At 41.5% G+C, this 18697-nt stretch carries 14 protein-coding genes; 6 read left to right on the top strand and 8 right to left on the bottom strand.

All coding sequences use genetic code 11. The features are described from left to right. The coding region (locus tag B2248_RS09360) for a hypothetical protein (protein WP_286722880.1) at positions 1-664 on the bottom strand (664 nt) is incomplete at its 3' end. Between the two features lie 811 nt (positions 665-1475). Here B2248_RS09360 and B2248_RS09355 point away from each other — a divergent pair. Together B2248_RS09355 and B2248_RS09350 are read left to right on the top strand one after the other, a co-directional pair. Next, positions 1476-2216: a hypothetical protein gene (locus tag B2248_RS09355; protein ID WP_273181175.1), complete on the top strand. Its 741-nt coding sequence runs from the start codon at positions 1476-1478 to the stop codon at positions 2214-2216. 943 nt (positions 2217-3159) lie between these two features. Next, the gene (locus B2248_RS09350) at positions 3160-3843 is read left to right on the top strand and encodes a hypothetical protein (RefSeq protein WP_273181173.1); all 684 of its coding nucleotides are present in this window, start codon (positions 3160-3162) and stop codon (positions 3841-3843) included. Positions 3844-4007: 164 nt separating this feature from the next. Here B2248_RS09350 and cyoE read toward each other — a convergent pair whose 3' ends face one another. The 7 genes from cyoE to B2248_RS09315 form a co-directional block, all read right to left on the bottom strand. After that, positions 4008-4862, bottom strand: a complete 855-nt coding sequence (gene cyoE, locus B2248_RS09345; RefSeq protein WP_273181171.1) for a heme o synthase — start codon at positions 4860-4862, stop codon at positions 4008-4010. Positions 4863-4874: 12 nt separating this feature from the next. Next, complete coding sequence (locus B2248_RS09340; RefSeq protein WP_273181170.1) at positions 4875-5201, bottom strand: cytochrome o ubiquinol oxidase subunit IV; 327 nt, start codon at positions 5199-5201, stop codon at positions 4875-4877. Further along, complete coding sequence (gene cyoC / locus B2248_RS09335) at positions 5194-5808, bottom strand: cytochrome o ubiquinol oxidase subunit III (RefSeq protein WP_273181168.1); 615 nt, start codon at positions 5806-5808, stop codon at positions 5194-5196. The genes B2248_RS09340 and cyoC overlap by 8 nt, the downstream gene beginning before the upstream one ends. Positions 5809-5849: 41 nt before the next feature. Next, positions 5850-7874, bottom strand: a complete 2025-nt coding sequence (cyoB, locus tag B2248_RS09330; protein WP_273181166.1) for a cytochrome o ubiquinol oxidase subunit I — start codon at positions 7872-7874, stop codon at positions 5850-5852. Continuing rightward, on the bottom strand, positions 7864-8772 hold the full coding sequence (gene cyoA / locus B2248_RS09325; protein ID WP_273181164.1) for a ubiquinol oxidase subunit II: 909 nt from the start codon (positions 8770-8772) through the stop codon (positions 7864-7866). Before cyoA ends, cyoB begins: the two co-directional genes overlap by 11 nt. A 672-nt stretch (positions 8773-9444) precedes the next feature. Next, positions 9445-10701: a diguanylate cyclase gene (locus B2248_RS09320; protein ID WP_273181162.1), complete on the bottom strand. Its 1257-nt coding sequence runs from the start codon at positions 10699-10701 to the stop codon at positions 9445-9447. 96 nt (positions 10702-10797) lie between these two features. Beyond that, positions 10798-12021, bottom strand: coding sequence for an HD-GYP domain-containing protein (locus B2248_RS09315; RefSeq protein ID WP_273181160.1), 1224 nt, complete (start codon positions 12019-12021; stop codon positions 10798-10800). 296 nt (positions 12022-12317) lie between these two features. On the opposite strand from B2248_RS09315, the gene B2248_RS09310 reads away from it, so the two are divergent. The 4 genes from B2248_RS09310 (at position 12318) to B2248_RS09295 (ending at position 18660) form a co-directional block, all read left to right on the top strand. Beyond that, positions 12318-14435, top strand: coding sequence for a VTT domain-containing protein (locus B2248_RS09310; RefSeq protein ID WP_273181158.1), 2118 nt, complete (start codon positions 12318-12320; stop codon positions 14433-14435). An 8-nt stretch (positions 14436-14443) separates the two neighbouring features. Next, a complete protein-coding gene (locus B2248_RS09305; RefSeq protein ID WP_273181156.1) occupies positions 14444-15130 on the top strand; it encodes an endonuclease/exonuclease/phosphatase family protein in 687 nt (228 codons plus the stop codon). 126 nt (positions 15131-15256) lie between these two features. Next, positions 15257-16624, top strand: a complete 1368-nt coding sequence (locus B2248_RS09300; protein ID WP_273181154.1) for a hypothetical protein — start codon at positions 15257-15259, stop codon at positions 16622-16624. Between the two features lie 47 nt (positions 16625-16671). After that, a complete protein-coding gene (locus B2248_RS09295) occupies positions 16672-18660 on the top strand; it encodes a BCCT family transporter (RefSeq protein ID WP_273181152.1) in 1989 nt (662 codons plus the stop codon). Positions 18661-18697 lie beyond the last annotated feature (37 nt).

Raw genomic sequence — 18697 nt, 5'->3', positions numbered from 1 at the left:
ACTCATTTTTACGGATTACCTTTCTAATGCTATCTCTATTTTCCTGAATATATTCAATTTGACCCGGTTTTCTGTATAGAAAAGATTTGAAGTCTGCTGAAAGTTTGTTCACCTCACCATCAATGTCGGTATACCCAATAATCTCAGCGCCTTCTTCATTTTCTTCCACTACTACATTTGAGGTGAACTTTGCAGAAAACTCTTTGAAATACCTATCAAGTGCAGACTTACCGATTAGCAAGCTGTGATGAAACCTAATTGATGCGAAGATGTTTCTTTCTGGAATGAACCAAAAATAGCTAGCGTATCCCGGTATTGACCCCTCTGGAATGTCAGTGAAGTTGACATCTGCATCACCAACAGTTTGATTTCCATTTACCGTAACTACTCTACCATCGTTTGTTGCAGTTTCATTCCATAAAACGACAAGGTAATCATCTGTATTGTTTCTAACAATATCGAAACAATATGCCTTTAGCTCATCCTCACCATCTTCGATCTCATAAGTACACGTTTCTGATAAAAGTTTATTATGGTCGTGCACCCAAAGATACATATCCTGAAGAATGCCTGATATATTGCCAAAATCTGGTGTATCAGCTCCGTATCTGTAGTAACCGCACTTTGAAATTTTGTAAAACTGAATTTTCACATTTTCAATCATTATAAATTCTTCCTTGATTAATCTTTTAATTAAATTGTATACACACCTGAATTACCATGCATAAGTCATAGAGCTTTTCTAGTAGTTTTTATCCAATTAGTATAATAACTCAGAGCTATAGTGTTGATTAATTCAATACAAAGAAGGATACAAAAAATTCTGAGCGCTGACTAAATGCTTAGATACTGTACTTTAGAAAATAAAAATATAAACTACAACTTAATCCGTGAATTAATATTAATTTTCAGACATGATTCGATGGATGCAGCTACGAAAAGGTACAATCTAATAATTCAAAAAATAATTTGATGGTAACTATGGTGGTAACAATTTTTGAAATTTTATTCATATTCAATAAAATCAATTGTTTGTTGTAGTTATTCGATAGTGACCCCACCATTTTTCAGTCCCATATAAACAAATCAGCATCAGGCGCTTTTAAGCGCTTTTTTTATGCCTGTTGTTTAACCATCACTAAATGATTACCTGCTTATAATTTCTGAGAGATGCTTTCTTTTGTTGGGTTTCATGCTTCAAGCTTTAACTACCTAAAGTAAGACTGACAGCGTGAGAAGAGCTGCCAATACAGGTTTTGCATTAGCTTTAGGCAATAATAAGTTCAGACAATAGATTGAAATGTTGATAGGGATAAAAGTGACCGTACTAAAACCTATCCTCAGAATCGAAAAATAAGTTATTTTTACTCTGACCCTCAATATCTTTATTTAGACCTGAGATACAACATCCTCTAGAACATTTAATCCATCTATTTGAACATGGAATAGACGTTAATCCTTATCAGTCAGATAAATTGAAAAGATTTCAAGATGTATATGCTAAGAAGAAGTACCACAGAACCGACTTATTGTGGGCTGATTGGGGTATACATCATTTTCACCTAACGGAAGAACCTATAGAGCCATCTCGGTATTTTTCTAAAAGATCAACATGGCTAGCTTTCTGTTATGTCACATACGACACTGTGTTTTTCATTGATGTAAAGAAACATGATGAAAACAATTTATTTACCGATAAAACTCTTGTGGAAATTCTCTTTACTGAGTGGCCGGCAGTAGCTGATTTATTTGAGTTAAAAGGTGTACTACCATCAAAAGAGCCATTCAGTCCTGAAGAAACTATGCAATTGAGGTATGTAGGAATGCCTACTCCATTCTCTATGAATGGGAAAGTTTATATGGGGCCAGGAATGGGCATAACTACAGCAGGAACATCTTCTAAGGTTTCATACTATGCAGGTACGATAAATATGAGTATTTGTAAGCTTGCTGACTATGTTTCAAGTGAAGATAACTTATATTTGCAAAACGCATATAAGCGAGGCATTTCGAACCCAAAATTTAGCATTAAATTAACACCAAAAGGGTTAGGCTTATATGAAGAGAAGCAGGGCATTTGTTACTTGTTACCAAGAAGAGAACGAGAAGGATATTGTGATACTCCACTTGCAGAAGTTCATGAACTCGTTATTCCTAGTTGGTTAATTCAATCATGGGAAAAAGATGATTTCTTTGATGGCGTATCAACCACATAAACAGATTTAACAAAAGGAGATTGTTATGCCTAATTGGATGATAGAAATATTAATGGTTTGGTCAATAAGGCCAAGATCACTGTATCTAATCCTGATAGGTGTGTCTGCATGGCTTCTATTGCCTGTGTTGGCTGAATGGTATTGGTCAGGTGTACATTTACAGGGCCATTTTCATGGCCTAGAAGATGTCTTAGGAGAGAAGTATATTAGACGTGCAAGTAAAGCTGGTTTTTGGATAATGATTGGCTGTTTCGTAACAGCTTTTAGAGCATACCGAAGAGACCGAAAAAGGTTATAGCAATAACCAAATGTACGAAGGTTTTTCTGATGTCATTACACGAGGGCGTAAAGGTTTATCGGACATATACGCGCACACGCGAGAGAAGATTTTTCGGAAGTCATAACAATGGTGCTCAGGGGGAGACTCGAACCAGACAAAACCAGATAAGCAAAGCATAGTTGGGGGTATCTTTTAGGGTATATTAAAAACCTAGAATATCTAAGTTAAGGCTAGATGCGCACTTAGCTAAATTATTAGGTTGAGACCCCACCATTTTTCAATCTCCCATAAACAAATCAACATCAGGCGCTTTGAGCGCTTTTTTTATGCCTGTTATTTCTGTTTAACCATCACTAAATGATTACCCGCATATAATCTCTGAGAGACGCTTTCTTTTGTTGAGGTATATGCCTTCAAGCTTAACTGCCTAAAGTAGGACTGAAAGCGTTAAAAGCAAGCTGTACAGGTTTGGCATTAGGCAATGATAAGCTCAAACAAGAGATTGAAATGTTGATAGGGCGAAGAGTGCCATATTAAAGCGTGGTCTCAAAGTGAAAATATAAGCTATTTTTACACTGACCGTTAATATTCCTCAAAGCCAATGGAGTAAGTATTCTGTATATACTGGCAAGCAATTAAATAGAGAAAGCTCAGGGGCTATTAATGGAAAACATACAAATCGTATTAAATGTATTAATTCTGATAGCCATTTTGTTTATTATTTTTTTCAGGTCATATTCTTTTGAGAAAGGTAAAAACCTAGCTACGAAAGAAGATGTTTCAGAGATCACACATAAGATCGAAAGCGTTAAAAATCAAATTTATTTTAATACCCAAAATAAACTTTCTATTAAAGTTGCAGAAAGAGATGCATTAATAAAGTTACATGAAAAATATCATCTTTGGTTTTCCACGATTTTTGAAATAAGCTTTTCCCCATCAGATAATGCAGAAGCTTATCAAAGTATTCACAATAGGCTTAATGATTCAAGAGTAAACTTTATAATCGCTCGGGCACATGCAGAGCTTTTTATATCAAATAAAGAATTAATGTCTATCGTCAACGAATTATATGCAGAACTTTATAAGTTACACCACAAGCTATACTGCTTGCCATATAAACTTCAAGTACTCAAAACCCATGAAAAACTCGATTTACATAAAAACATTTTATTTATAAATCGGGCTGAGAAGATAAGAATTGAATACCTAGATAAGTATCAGGAAATTATACTGGAATGGTATGAATACAGAAATCAAACTTATAAAGATCTAGAAACTTTGGAACGTAATTTTAATAAAGTCCTTCAGCCATTAATTAAAAATATTTACGAAGAATCTGATTGACAGTATCGAATAGGATATTTGGGATCAGAATAAAAATTACTTTCTACGGAGGATTTTTGTAGGTTGGGTAGAGCCCTAGCGACCCCCAACTATTTAATGTTCTGTTTTGTTGGGTTCCATGCTTCAACCCAGCCTATGAATTAAGCTACCTGCTTACGATTAACTCAGCCTAAAACATCCACCGACATCATTAGACTTTGCACCATAACGATAAGAATGGAGATAAAAAAGACTTTTTTAGCCCAGGCCGTATCTTCTTTTGTCTTCAATCCTGCCCAAGCTATATATAACCAATACAAGCCAAAGGCTGAGGTGATAATGAGGTACCAAACACCGGTATAGCCTGTCAGGTAAAGCAGGGGCGTTGCCAGGTTAAATGCAATCAGGTAGAGCAAAATCTGGTGTTTAGCACTCTGAATAGTTTTGGCTACGGGCAGTACTGGAATCGAGGCGGCACGATAATCATTAAATCTGAAAATGGCGATCGCATAGGAGTGGGGCATTTGCCAAATGCTGAAAATCAGCAGCAAGATAGCCGCACCGAGGTCAAACTGGTTACTGACAGCACAATAGCCCACCACGGGTGGCATGGCGCCAGCAAGACTGCCAATCAAGGTGCCGTGAACGGAGTGACGTTTCATCGATAGGCTATAGACGCCGACATAGATAATAAAACCGACCAGAACGACGGTTACGTCGATGATATTGGTACCGTACAACAGCACAAACGTCCCTAACAGGCCAAGAACTGAAGCATAGACCAACGCCACACTTGGTGAGATGAGTCCTTTTACCAATACCCGATCGCGGGTACGTTCCATCAGCGTGTCAATATCCCGGTCAATGAAGTTGTTAAACACACAGCCGGAAGCGACGATCAGTGACACACCAAAAGCGGTATAAAAAAACAGCATCAAATCGATGCTGCCTTTAGATGCGAGAAAAAAACCGCCCGCTAATGAAATGAGGTTGCCAATCACAATACCTGGCTTGGCAACCTGCCAATATTTTTTTAGCACTTATTACCTGACTTAGTCGAGCATCATGTTGTAACCAAGATTATGCATAATCCACAAAGAACCCACCACGATAAACAATATCAAGATGAAGGTATAAGCAAAGGCGACCAGGTTCCAACGTTGTTCTGACGAGGTATTCAGGTGCAAGAAAAAATACAGATGGACCAGCACCTGCACAACAGCAAAGCCAAGAATGCTGATAGCGATAGTGGACGGTGCCATCGTAGGATTCATTACCATCCAGAATGGAATGACAGTCAGTACGACTGACAGAATAAAACCAATCAGATAAGACTTATAGGTGCCGTGCGCTGCGCCGGCGATATGGCTGTTATCCATTCAGAACCCCCAACAGATAAACAAAGGTAAATACGAAGATCCAGATGATATCCAGAAAGTGCCAGAACAGGCTCAAACACATTAAGCGAGATTTGTTCAGTTCAGTCAATCCATAACGATAGACATGAATCATCATGAATATCATCCAAATCAAACCACAACTCACGTGCAGACCGTGTGTGCTGACCAGGGCAAAAAATGAGGACAGAAATGCACTTTGCTGCCAGCTATGGCCTTCAGCAATCAGATGACTGAACTCGTTTAGTTCAAGGCCCACAAAACCTGCACCCAGTAAAAAGGTGATGGCCAGCCAAAGTATGACAAGTTGCCGCTGACCATTATTCATCGCCACCATGGCAAAACCATAGGTGATACTGCTGAATAACAGGCAGAAGGTTTCGATTAGTACACCATCTAACTCAAAAATCTCTTTACCAGTGGGCCCACCTGCATAATTGTGTCCGAGTACTGCAAATGTTGCGAACAACGCCGCAAACAAAATGCAGTCACTCATTATGTAGATCCAGAAGCCGAACACTCGCGTTGAGGAGGCATCGTGATGTGCATGCTCGTGAGTATTTGCGTTATCTAAAACATCAGTAGTCATAATTAATGCCTGATTACCTTATTAATAATGTATTAATTGACCTACGCAGTTTGCGTAGATGTTGAGTCAGCACTTGTCTTGCCATTTGATTGATGATGATTTCGTACTTTCTCAAGCCATTCGCCTTCGATGCGCTCGATTTCTTCGACCGGCACGTAGTAATCGACGTCATTATCAAAGCTGCGCCAGATCATGCAGCCCAAAATACCGACAACCCCTGCAATCGCCATCCACCAGATGTACCAGATCATGGCAAAGCCAAAAATCAAACTGAACAGACCGATAAAGACACCCACACCAGTATTCCTTGGCATATGAATTTCTTTGTATTGCTTGGGTTCTGGCGGGTAATCACCGCTTTCTTTCATCGTATGGAAAGCATCCAGTTCTGAGACAACAGGTATTTCCGCGAAGTTATAGAAAGGCGGTGGTGATGAGGTTGACCATTCCAGTGTACGGCCACCCCATGGATCACCAGTAACGTCCATATTCGCCTGACGTTCACGAATACTGACGACCAGTTGCACGATGGTGAAGATAATGCCCAACATGATAATTCCAGCCCCCACTGCAGCCAGTATTAACCAAGGTTGGAAGGCAGGGTTGTCATAATGATTGAGGCGACGAGTCATTCCGAGGAACCCCAGATAGTAGAGCGGCATAAAGGCCAGATAGAAGCCTACAAACCACGCCCAGAATGAATATTTGCCCCAGCGTTCATTGAGTCTGAAACCAAATGCTTTTGGAAACCAGTAGGCATAGCCAGCCATAGAGCCGAATACCACACCACCAATGATGACGTTATGGAAGTGTGCAATCAGAAACAGGCTGTTATGCAATACAAAGTCGGCACCTGGCACAGATAGAAGCACACCGGTCATGCCACCAATACTGAAGGTAATCATGAAGCCAAGCGTCCATAGTAAAGGTGAGCTGAATTCGACACGACCACCGTACATCGTGAACAACCAGTTAAAGATTTTTACACCGGTCGGAATGGCAATAATCATTGTCATGATGCCAAAGAAGGCGTTAACGTTGGCCCCCGAGCCCATGGTGAAGAAGTGATGCAACCAGACTATAAACGAAAGTATGGTAATCGCAATCGTCGCATACACCATGGATGTATAGCCGAACAAAGGTTTTTTAGAGTAGGTAGCAACGACTTCTGAGAAGACACCAAATACCGGTAGCACTAAGATATACACTTCCGGATGGCCCCAAATCCAAATCAAGTTGATGTACATCATCATGTCGCCGCCCATGGCATTGGTGAAAAAATGCATGCCGAGGTAGCGATCCAGAGTCAATAATGCCAGTGTGACTGTTAATACCGGGAAGGCACCGACGATTAGGGCATTAGTGCATAGTGCCGCCCAGCTGAATATTGGCATTTTCATTAATGTCATACCCGGCGCACGCATTTTGATGATAGTGACAAAAAAGTTGATACCAGTCAGTAATGTTCCGAGCCCGGATATCTGTAGACTCCAGATGTAATAGTCCACGCCAACATCAGGACTGTATTGCATTTCAGACAACGGGGGATAGGCCAGCCAGCCTGTCTTGGCAAAATCACCGACAGCGAGTGACAGGTTAACCAATATCACACCGACCACGAACAACCAAAAGCTGACTGAGTTGAGGTATGGGAAAGCCACATCACGGGCACCAATTTGTAAGGGAACCACAATATTGATAAGACCAATGACGAATGGCATGGCCACAAAGAAAATCATAATCACGCCGTGCGCCGTAAATATTTGGTCATAATGCTCAGGTGGCAGATAGCCTTGATTGGCGCCCAGAGCGACTGCCTGTTGTGAGCGCATCATGATGGCATCGGAAAAACCGCGAAGCAGCATCACCAATGCCACTAAGAAATACATCACACCAATTTTCTTGTGATCAACCGATGTCAGCCATTCTTTCCATAGATAAGTCCACTTACCATAGCGCGTAATCAGGGCAAAAATAATCAGCCCAAATAGGACCATAAAGCCGACCGCACTCATTACGATAGGGTTATCGTATGGAATGTCCGCAAGCGTTAATTTACCTAACATCAGTTACTCCTGAGTCTGATTGCATTTCTTCTGAGGCCATATCCGAGTTCGTATTCATGTAATTCATAACAATTGATTTGAACAAGTCAGGCTTCACTGACGAGTAGTAAGCAACGGGATTTTGCTCACTGGGTTTGGCTAAGGCGTCGTAACTGTCTTGATCCAGCTCACGATGGGCCTGTTTTACTTTATTAATCCACTCATTAAATTGGGATGGTGTTTGGGAGAGGGCTTTAAAGTTCATGTGCGAGAAGCCATCACCGCTAAAGTGGGCTGACATGCCATCAAAAGTACCGGTTTCGTGGGCGAGCAAATTGACTTCCGTCTGCATACCCGCCATCGCATATATTTGACTACCCAGTTGAGGGATAAAGAAGGAATTCATCACCGTATCTGAGGTGACCTTGAAACGAACGGGCACATTTTCAGGGAAGGCAACTTGGTTAACCGTGGCTATATGCTGTTCTGGATAGATAAATAGCCATTTCCAGTCCAGAGCAACGACTTCAATCGTGATTGGCTTCTGACTATCGGCTGTTTCAAGTGGTTTGAATGGATCGAGCGAATGCGTGGTTATCCAGGTCAGCGTGCCTAAAATGAGAATGATGATACAAGGCACCGTCCAGACAATGACTTCGATTTTGGTTGAATGAGCCCAGTTGGGTTTGTATTCGGCTTTTTTGTTGGAAGCACGGTATTTCCATGCAAAAACCAGCGTCATCACAATGACAGGAATGACCACGACCAGCATGAGTAATACGGCAGTAATGATAAGCGTTCGCTCATCATGACCTACCGGTCCTTTTGGATCTAAAACACCTGCTTTACAACCGCTCAGCAGAATTGCTGAAGCCATTGATAACCCTCTGACAAAAGCAGAACATTTAGTTTTTTTCATTCAGAATCCTCGGTTTAAGCGCCTTTTTTAAACAGTTTTCCTGCCACTTCTTCCCTGACTCTGAGCGCAAAAATGTTATACAGATATCGAGTAACGATACGAGATAATGCCTGTGTCAACCTGTATTGTTTGAATGTGACTTGAAGCGATGTCATACGTCTTAAAACATACGTTTCGCCAACCATCTCTTCTGTTAAAGACTATTTGTTTAGTCACTCAGACTATCTCGTCGTGTCATAAATACTGCTGGTAAGCAGTACGGTTACATCTCAAAACTCACCGCTTTAACCTCATGCAAAGAATGCCTTAATTAAAGAGCAGTCCAAGCGAAGGTAACTGCATAGGTATTAAGCTTGAGGACAATGATCTGTATGGAAAGACACAGGAGAATCATGTGTCGAAAAGTCAAAATTTATCTGCTAATTACAGACTAAATTCAAACCGCTTCCAGACCATTGAAATTACTGTTTGGTAGTCTACAACGTTTAATTGACGACGATTTGGGATATGCTCACTGAGAGTTTGGGAGTTTTTCCCTAATATTGAAAATGGCAGATATCGGCGATTCAATAACTGTTATTTACTTTTAGCAAACTGAATTGCAACGACATCACTAAAATATTAATTCCTAATTAAGGAACTGTTTGTTAAAGATATTTTATGTTTTTTGTTCTACGTTCTCGTAGCCAGGGTTAGCCTGTCTCTGCCATTAGCTTTTGATTCATATAGTGCTTTATCGGTGACGAAGAATAAGTCTCTCAGGTTTGCTACCGGGAAAAGGTCAGTATGGTACAGCCCCATGCTAATGGTTACAGTGAATTGTTGACCTTCAAACTTAAACTGGTGAGACCGGGTTTTGTCGATCAATTCCAGCATCATTTCTTCAGTTCTCTCACAGGGAACACGGTTCAGTAATAAGACAAACTCTTCCCCACCGACACGGTACACTTTATCGGTATTACGTCCTTGTGATTGTAATATTTCAGCAAATTCTTTCAGTACATGATCGCCGGCTAAGTGGCCGTATTCATCATTGATTCTTTTGAAAAAATCGATATCAATCAGGGCAATAGCAAATGGACACTGATGAGAATAGAAGCCTTTGATAAGGGTTTCTATATCGACTTCAAGTGTCAGTCGGTTATTAAGATTAGTGAGAGGATCTTTACTAGCCAGCTCTTGTAGTTTTTTGTTGGCGGCTTCAAGTTTATAGGTACGAAGTTCAACTTGATCTTCAAGGCTGTTAAGTAGCCGTTGTTCTGCATCGCGTGATTTGATGACTTCTTTTGCCATGGGTCTGAAGATAAAAATAACTTCCAGCATGAGTGTGAGCAGTGTGACTAACCAAACACCGACTTCGAGTCGTTGAATGATCTCTAGTCGCTCATCGCCTTCACGTTGATATTGATTAACGGCCTTATCTAAATCGATTAATAAGTTTTCAGAGGAGCTATCAATCTCGCTCATCAGTTGTAAAAATGGTTCCTCTGAGGTTGTATCTAGGATTTGGGTAGCGATTTTTAAGTAAAAATTGACGCGATCATATAAGTCTATGTCACCAAAATAGATATCTCTGATAGTTGGGGAGAGTTCAAGCTGATGTCCATTATTGAGTTGGCCTGAAGCGAGCTGATGATTGGCGGATTTCATCGTGTCTATGTGCTGAGTCAGCAGATTTTCAGTTTCTGTTTGTTCTGTATTCATCACGAAGCGTTGTTGATACAAACGATGAATATCCAAGGCAATATGTTGACTCAACATGCGTTGACTACCAGAAATATTGACAATATAGGCCGTATTATCAACATCAGAAAGCGCAGACTTTAGCGTATATGCAGCAAAGCTGGATAACAAAGCAATAAGTGTTACAGCCAGCATATAACGCTTGGTAATCAGCGTGTGTAAGGACGATCGTGTCTTATCTGCCATCATATCTATCCTTTAATAATGTCTAACAGCTAAAACTCATCCATCTGACTTTCATTAGTCTTGTGAAGAGTTATTGAGGTTTACCGGGATAATAACTCATAACCATAGATTTTCTAAGGATTTAAAATCCCAATCTGCGGGTTCTTCTGGTCCTTCAATGCTTTCTTTACAGTTTTTTGCAGAAAGATCGATAATTTGTATGGGAATGGGGGCGTTTGAGCGTATTGAGAAGAACACTTTGACTTTAGGTTTTAGTAAGGAGTCTATCGCGGGCTCAATCACCACCGCTAAGCGTTGAGATGTTAAGCGAACCAGAGAGCCAATCGGGTAGATACCTACAGATTTAACAAAACTATTAAAAATTTGTTTATCAAAATGTCCATCCCATTTCGACATCTCACGAATGGTATTGGCGGGTTCCCAAGGTTTTTTGTAGGCACGTTCAGAGGTCACTGCATCGTATACATCGCAAATAGCGGCCATACGAGCCAGCTGAGAAATTTTTTCTGCGGGCAGTTGGTTGGGATAACCGGTGCCATTAATCTTCTCGTGATGATTTAAGGCAATATCAATTACTTCTGCTTCTGCACCACTGTCCTGCAGAATTTTGGCGCCCACGATAGTGTGCTTTTTCATGATCAGATATTCAGCATCTGTGAGCTTGCCGGGTTTGTTTAAGATGTCGAGAGGCATAGCGGCTTTACCCAAGTCATGCATTAGACCGCCGATACCAGCCAGGCGAGTTTGTTCTTTATCTAATCCCATCTGATTCGCAAGTGACAACATAAGCGCACATACAGCAACAGAGTGCATGTAAGTGTAATCATCATGCGTTTTTAATCGGGCAACACTGAGTATGGCAGCAGAGTTACGTTGAACCAGCGAGTCAATTTCGCCGACAAGTGGTAGGGTGGTTTTTGGATCGATGGCTTTACCCAGACGAATATCGTTGAACATCGACATGATCTGAGGTTTGGCATCCTGGCACAGTTTTCTGGCACGTTCGATTTCATTCTCAATCGAACTTGAAGCGTCCGAAGCTTTTATCTCAGAGTGAGTTTTATTTGGGGCCGTTTGTTGTGCGGTGGTCGAATCAGTCTTTTGCGATGCGTCGGAAGCTTCGGCTGCTTCCGTTATTTCGCCTTTCTCGTCATCAATCCACAACTCTTTTATACCTGCTTCTTTGATGCGCTTGATGTCATTGGGCTCGGTGAGTAAGAAACTACTGCGGACAAACGGATGCTGTATCCAGGACCCTCCTAGTTTCTGAATATACATACCAATTTGTAACTCACTTGTAGCAATGCGTTTTATCGCCATTCTCTCTCTCTATCGATTGAAGATATTTTTTTAATTTATAACAAACATATCGTGCTTACACAGTGCCATCAATAGCTATTTCAATTATTCGTCTAAGATAGATATTATTATTTATATAGCCTTGAAATTATTGTGAAAATTCAGAACAAAATTAACGGAAAATAGAGATATATATTACTGTTCTAAAGAGTATGAAAAAGAGATGTTTTCTGCAGAGGATGTCGGTGTGTGGTCACGCATTCTTGTGTTATGCTCAGTGGCGAAATCCCTCCCTGACTATCATTTAGGAATCAAGTGTGACAAAAACACCCATACTGAAAGAAGGTAATAATTGCTGGCAAAAAAAACACGCAGATCAAGTTGCTTTACTTATCGATGGGGAAAATTATTTTGGTGTTTTGCATGCTGCTATCCAGCGGGCGAAACACTCGGTATATATTCTTTCATGGGATATTGATAGCCGAATGCAACTTGTTCGCAACAGTGATCAAGTTGAAGACCTACCTGTAGAGTTGGGTGCTTTTGTCAGTGAAGTGCTTAACCGAAACCCTGATTTACATATTTATATTCTGAACTGGGACTGGGCAATGGTTTATACGATGGAGCGAGAGTGGTTGCCCATGTATAAACCAGCGTGGAAATCTCAAAACAGATTGCATTTTAAACTTGATGGTGAGTGTCCTATGGGGGCATCTCAGCACCAGAAAGTGGTAGTTATAGACGATGAGCTTGCTTTCTCCGGTGGTTTTGATATTGGCAAAAGTCGTTGGGATAGCTCAGAACATAAAGCGAAAGAGTCAAGACGTATTGACCCTGATGGTCATCATTATCCGCCATTTCATGATGTACAAATGATGGTGCAAGGTGAAGCGGCAGCCGCTTTAGGTGACCTGGCACGAGAACGCTGGTTAAAAGCGACCGGCGAAAAACTCAATAAACCGTCACAAAAATCAGGATCGGCTTGGCCTGAATATATCGAGCCCTGGTTTAAAGACATCGAGATAGGCATCAGCAGGACAATGCCTCAGTACCATGATCAGAAAGAAATTCGTGAAGTTGAACAACTCTATATTGATAGCCTGAAAGCGGCTGAAAATCTTATATATATGGAGAATCAATATTTTACTTCATGGAAAGTGGCTGATTTATTAGCTGAACGCCTGAAGGAACGAGACGGGCCCGATGTTGTTTTAGTCTTGCCATTAATGACTGGTGGCTGGCTAGAACAGGCCACCATGGATGTTTTGCGTTATCGTGTGGCCTGCAAATTGAAAGAGGCTGACAAACATAATCGGTTACGTCTTTGTTATCCGCATCGTGATGAGCTTGGTGATTCTTATATCAGCGTGCATGCAAAAATCACGGTCATTGATGATTGTTTAATGCGAGTCGGTTCAGCAAATTTAAGCAACCGTTCCATGGGCTTCGATAGTGAATGTGATCTGGTGATTGAAGCGGAGACAGATGAACACAAAGCTACTGTCAGTCGGTTTCGCGAGCGTTTACTGACAGAACATTTTGGTATGACAGCAGATGAACTTCGCCAGAATTTATCTCAGGAAGGTTCTCTTATTCGCTTGATAGATGCTCGACAGGAAAACAGTCATACATTACGTGAACTTGATTGCTCGGTCTCTGACTATGCGAATCAGATGTTACCGGATTCTGCCATTGTCGATCCTGAAAGGCCGATTGAAACGGAAAAACTTACTAAGATGTTTATTCCGGTTGATGAACCAAAATCAGCCCAAAAACAGTGGTGGAAAATTGTTGCCGTTTTGATTGTAGTACTAGCGTTAACAGCTATTTGGCGATGGACACCTTTAAGTGAATGGTTAAATCCGGAAACATTACAACATGCCGCTGAAGGTATTAAGTCACACCCATTAACACCATTAATTGTGATCGGTATTTTTGCCATTGCCGGATTGATTGCCTTTCCGGTGACCCTGCTGATTATCACAACGGCACTGACATTTGGCCCTTTATGGGGAACTGTTTATTCCATTATTGGCTCGCTGGTGAGTGGCTTGATGGGGTATGCCGTTGGACACTATATGGGGCGAAATACCATTCAGAAATTAGCCGGTTCCAGTATTAATAAATTAAGCCGGCGCCTGGCTAAACATGGTGTTTTGGCGATTATCACTGTACGCATTATTCCTGTAGCACCGTTTACAGTGATTAATCTTGTCGCCGGCGGCTCGCACATTAATACGCGTGATTTTACCATTGGTACGCTGATCGGTATGTTACCGGGGATATTGGGTATTACGGTGTTTGCTGATTCGTTGATGCGAACTGTGCAAAATCCAGACCCTGAACAAATCGCGATATTTGTTGGAGTCGTCATCGTCATTGTTGGCATTATGGTTGGGTTGAAGCGACTGATTAATCGTAAAGAAGACGAATAAGAGATTGAATGGAGCTTAAGTTAGCCAGTTATAACATTCATGCCTGTATCGGCACTGATAGGCATTTCGATCCGTTTAGAATAGTGGATGTCATCCGTGAGATAGATGCTGACATCATTGCGCTGCAAGAGGTCGAGCATCACATGGTCAATGATATCGACCTGCTGGATTTTATTGCCCAACAAACGGGGATGATCGGCATTGCCGGACCGACAATGTTTCGTGAAAGTCGTCATTATGGCAATGCGGTTTTGAGTAAATACCCATTAAGCTCTCATGAACTGATTGATTTGAGTCTGGCACCTCATGAGCCCAGAGGTGCTATTCAACTCAGGCTGGAAATAGATCAGCATCAACTGGTGATAATGACCACTCATTTTGGTTTAAAACCTACGGAACGCCAGTATCAGGTAGAAAAACTCTTGAGCCGTCTTGGCGAGCATGAAGTTGATACGGCGGTGTTGATGGGGGATTTGAATGAATGGTTTTTGTGGGGACGAACATTACGCCGCTTAAAAGCCTATTTTGATACCACGCCATCAAGAAAGAGTTTCCCCAGTTTTTTTCCTGTATTTGCCTTGGATCGTATTTGGGTTCACCCTCGTCAGCATCTACTGTCTTTGGATATACACAAATCACCTCTGGCAAAAAAAGCCTCAGATCATCTCCCCGTAGTGGCCCGGATTCTGTTCTGATGATTTGAAGTCATGGCTTCAAATTGTTAGGGTAAACAATACGTGTTCTTAACACACCTCTTCGTTTTTCACCTAGTGAATAACGTTTTCCAAAAAAGTTCATCAGTAATCTAAACGGATAATTACATGATAAGACGAAGAGCTATCTTGCCCACAAGAAGCTTGTTTTTAAGCCAATCAATTATTGCTCTATTAGCGATAGGCCCATCATCAATTGCAGTTGCTGACGCTGAACAAGAAACAGTTGAACAATTACAGACCCGTGTTAAAGCTCTACAACTGGAGTTGGAAAAAACACGTGCTGCGCTTGCTAAAGCAGAACAGGAAAAGCAGCAATCAACAGAAAAACTCCAAGCACTATCAAAATCACACGTCGATGCAGAAGCCAAACCAGACGATAAAATTCGATTTGGTCACCTCAAGGTAGGAGGCGCTATACGGGCTAATTATGCGATTGGCGATTATCCTGAGACTGGTGGGGCCTCGCGGTCATTTGATGATGATGGTAACTTTGCTCTGGATACGTTTCGTCTGAATCTGGACTATGAAAATGGCCCTTATCTGGGGAAATTAGAATACCGCTGGTATAACGGTTATAACTTTCTGCACACGGGCTGGTTAGGTTATCAATTTGACGAGCAGCGTCAGATACAAGTCGGTGTAAACAGAGTGCCTTTTGGTCCCGGACCTTATGGTGTCTCGCAGAGCTGGTTTTTTGATCAGCATTATTATCTCGGTCTATCTGATGATATGGATCTGGGGGTTAAATATCATCAGTCCACAGACCAATGGGATTGGGACATTGCCTATTATGTCTCTGATGAAGGCTCATATACGGGTTCATCACATCAAAGTGCTCGCTATTCCTACGATGTGGTCAATGAATCTGGTGATGGTTATGAAGAACGTAACCAGTTTAATTTACGTGGTATTACTCACCTTGGAACCGGTGAAGTAAAAACCGACCTTGGCTTCTCCTTACAGTATTCGCAATTAAAAAGTCGTGGTTCACAAGATGATGGGCACCATTATGCTGTCTCTGGTCATATGCTGAACAAATGGCGAGCATTTACACTGGCAACACAATTAACGTACTACCGTTTTGACGTGGACAAAGATCAGCCTTTGGGAACAAGTAAGCTGGTGCAAATGGGGGCCTATGATTTTCCCAATACAGTCGCCGCAGAAGCCTGGTTACCGGCTGTTTCTCTCAGTTATCGCTATGACACAAATCAGTTGCCGTGGCTGGATTACGTTATGCCCTATGTCGAATACAGTGTTTTATTGAAAGAAGAGCGTGACTTTAACGACAGTGCACTCGCTACTTTGGGTGCGGCTTGGGCTAGTGGTAACTGGTATATCTACACCGATTTAAGCGCCTCAAATGGCAATGAATTCATTGGTGGCGATGATCCTTTTGGTGATCGCTTAGGCGCCAACCAGAATGATGATTGGCAGACGCGTTTTAATATCAATTTTGGCTATTACTTCTAAGTATTACCCGCATTAAACAAAATAATAATCAGAGAGTTCATATATATATGACGAGTCCGACGATAGAAAATAAAACAACACGTAAAGCAGAAATCAATCCACCCGTATTTTTTGGTTCAGCTATTTTAATTATCGCTTTTGTTATTTTTGCAGCGTTTTTTTCTGATACCGCCTCTTCAGTTTTTACCGCGACTCAATCCTGGATAGTGAATACTTTTGGCTGGTTTTATTTACTGGCCGTCGGATTTTTCCTTATCTTCAGTATTGGCCTGGCAATGAGTTCCTATGGTGCTATTAAACTTGGCCCTGATCATTCTGAGCCTGACTATGGTTATTTATCGTGGTTTGCCATGTTGTTTAGTGCTGGCATGGGGATAGGTTTATTATTTTTCGGCGTTGCTGAGCCGATTATGCACTTTTCTTCACCACCTGTAGGCCAAGGTGGTGATATTGAAGCTGCCAGGGAAGCGATGTCGATCACGTTTTTCCATTGGGGCTTACACGCTTGGGCAATTTATGCCGTGGTGGGTTTATCGCTTGCCTATTTTGGTTTTCGACACAATTTACCGTTAAGCATTCGCTCGTCACTTTATCCCTTAATTGGTGAAAAAATATATGGCCCCATCGGCCATACAGTAGATATTTTCGCCGTGCTAGGCACCATGTTTGGTGTGGCGACTTCACTGGGTCTTGGGGTTTTACAGGTGAATGCCGGGCTTACTTATATGTTTGGCTTACCAGCAGAATCAGTGGGTCTTCAAATCGGCTTGATTGCAGGGATTACACTGCTAGCAACTATTTCTGTTGTCGCTGGGCTGGACTCAGGCATCAAACGTCTGTCTGAAATTAATCTGGGGCTGGCTATTCTTTTATTGTTGTTTGTTTTATTTGCTGGTCCGACGCTGTTCTTATTGCAAACATTGGTACAAAACACCGGTAATTATTTAAGCGAAGTGGTTAATAAAACATTCAATCTATACGCTTATGATCCTAATGGCTGGATAGGTGGCTGGACATTATTCTATTGGGGCTGGTGGATTGCCTGGTCGCCCTTTGTCGGGATGTTTATTGCCCGAGTTTCAAGAGGTCGAACTATCCGTCAGTTTATTCTAGGTGTGTTATTTGTGCCTGTTGGTTTTACCTTTATGTGGATGACGTTTTTTGGCGGAACAGCCATTCATATGGAGCTGGGTAATCTTGCCGGGGTTATCTCTGGAGCCGTCAGTGAAAATAGTGCCATTGCCGTTTTCTCGATGTTTGAGCATATGCCGCTGAGTATGATTTCTTCTGGCTTAGCCACCATACTGGTCATCACATTTTTTGTAACATCATCAGATTCAGGTTCCTTGGTCATTGATATGATTACCTCCAATGGCCATCCTAAACCGCCGGTTTGGCAGCGCATTTTTTGGGCATTAACGGAAGGTTGTGTTGCTGCTGCGTTATTGCTGGCGGGTGGTTTAAAAGCCTTACAAACGGCTTCTATTGCTGGTGCTCTGCCATTTGTTGTCATCATGTTACTGATGTGTTTTGGCTTGATGAAAGGCTTAAGAATGGAAGGCATAAAACGCCTGATCATTGGTGTGCCACAGACTCCTGTGAGTACAGGCAGACAAGTTGGCTGGAAGCAACGCCTGAAAAATTTGAGTGAATATCCTGATAAAGCGACAATGCAAACATTTTTGAACGATGTGGTGAAACCCGCGTTGAAAAAAGTGGCAGCGGAATTGCGTAATACTGGCGTTGAATCTGAGATTGTTAGCAAAAAAGATTCGATTGAATTAAACGTCAGCTATGGTGGTGAGAAAGACTTTGTTTACGGGGTTCACAGCGTCAGGCACGTAATGCCAAGTTTTGCCCTCGATGCTTTAGACGATGATGATGAGACAAAGCGTTATTATCGGGGTGAAGTGTATCTTGCTGAAGGTAGTCAACATTACGATATGTACGGATATAATCAAGAGCAAGTCATTGATGACATTCTGATTCAATACGAAAAACATATGCACTTCCTGCATATTGTTGGCGACGGTTAAATTTGATAACAAAATCTGGCAAGATTATTCAACACAG

The organism is Methylophaga sp. UBA2012, assembly GCF_002335235.1.
In the GTDB taxonomy this organism is placed as follows: Bacteria; Pseudomonadota; Gammaproteobacteria; order Nitrosococcales; family Methylophagaceae; genus Methylophaga; species Methylophaga thalassica.
This window is presented reverse-complemented; position numbering and strand designations above follow the sequence as displayed.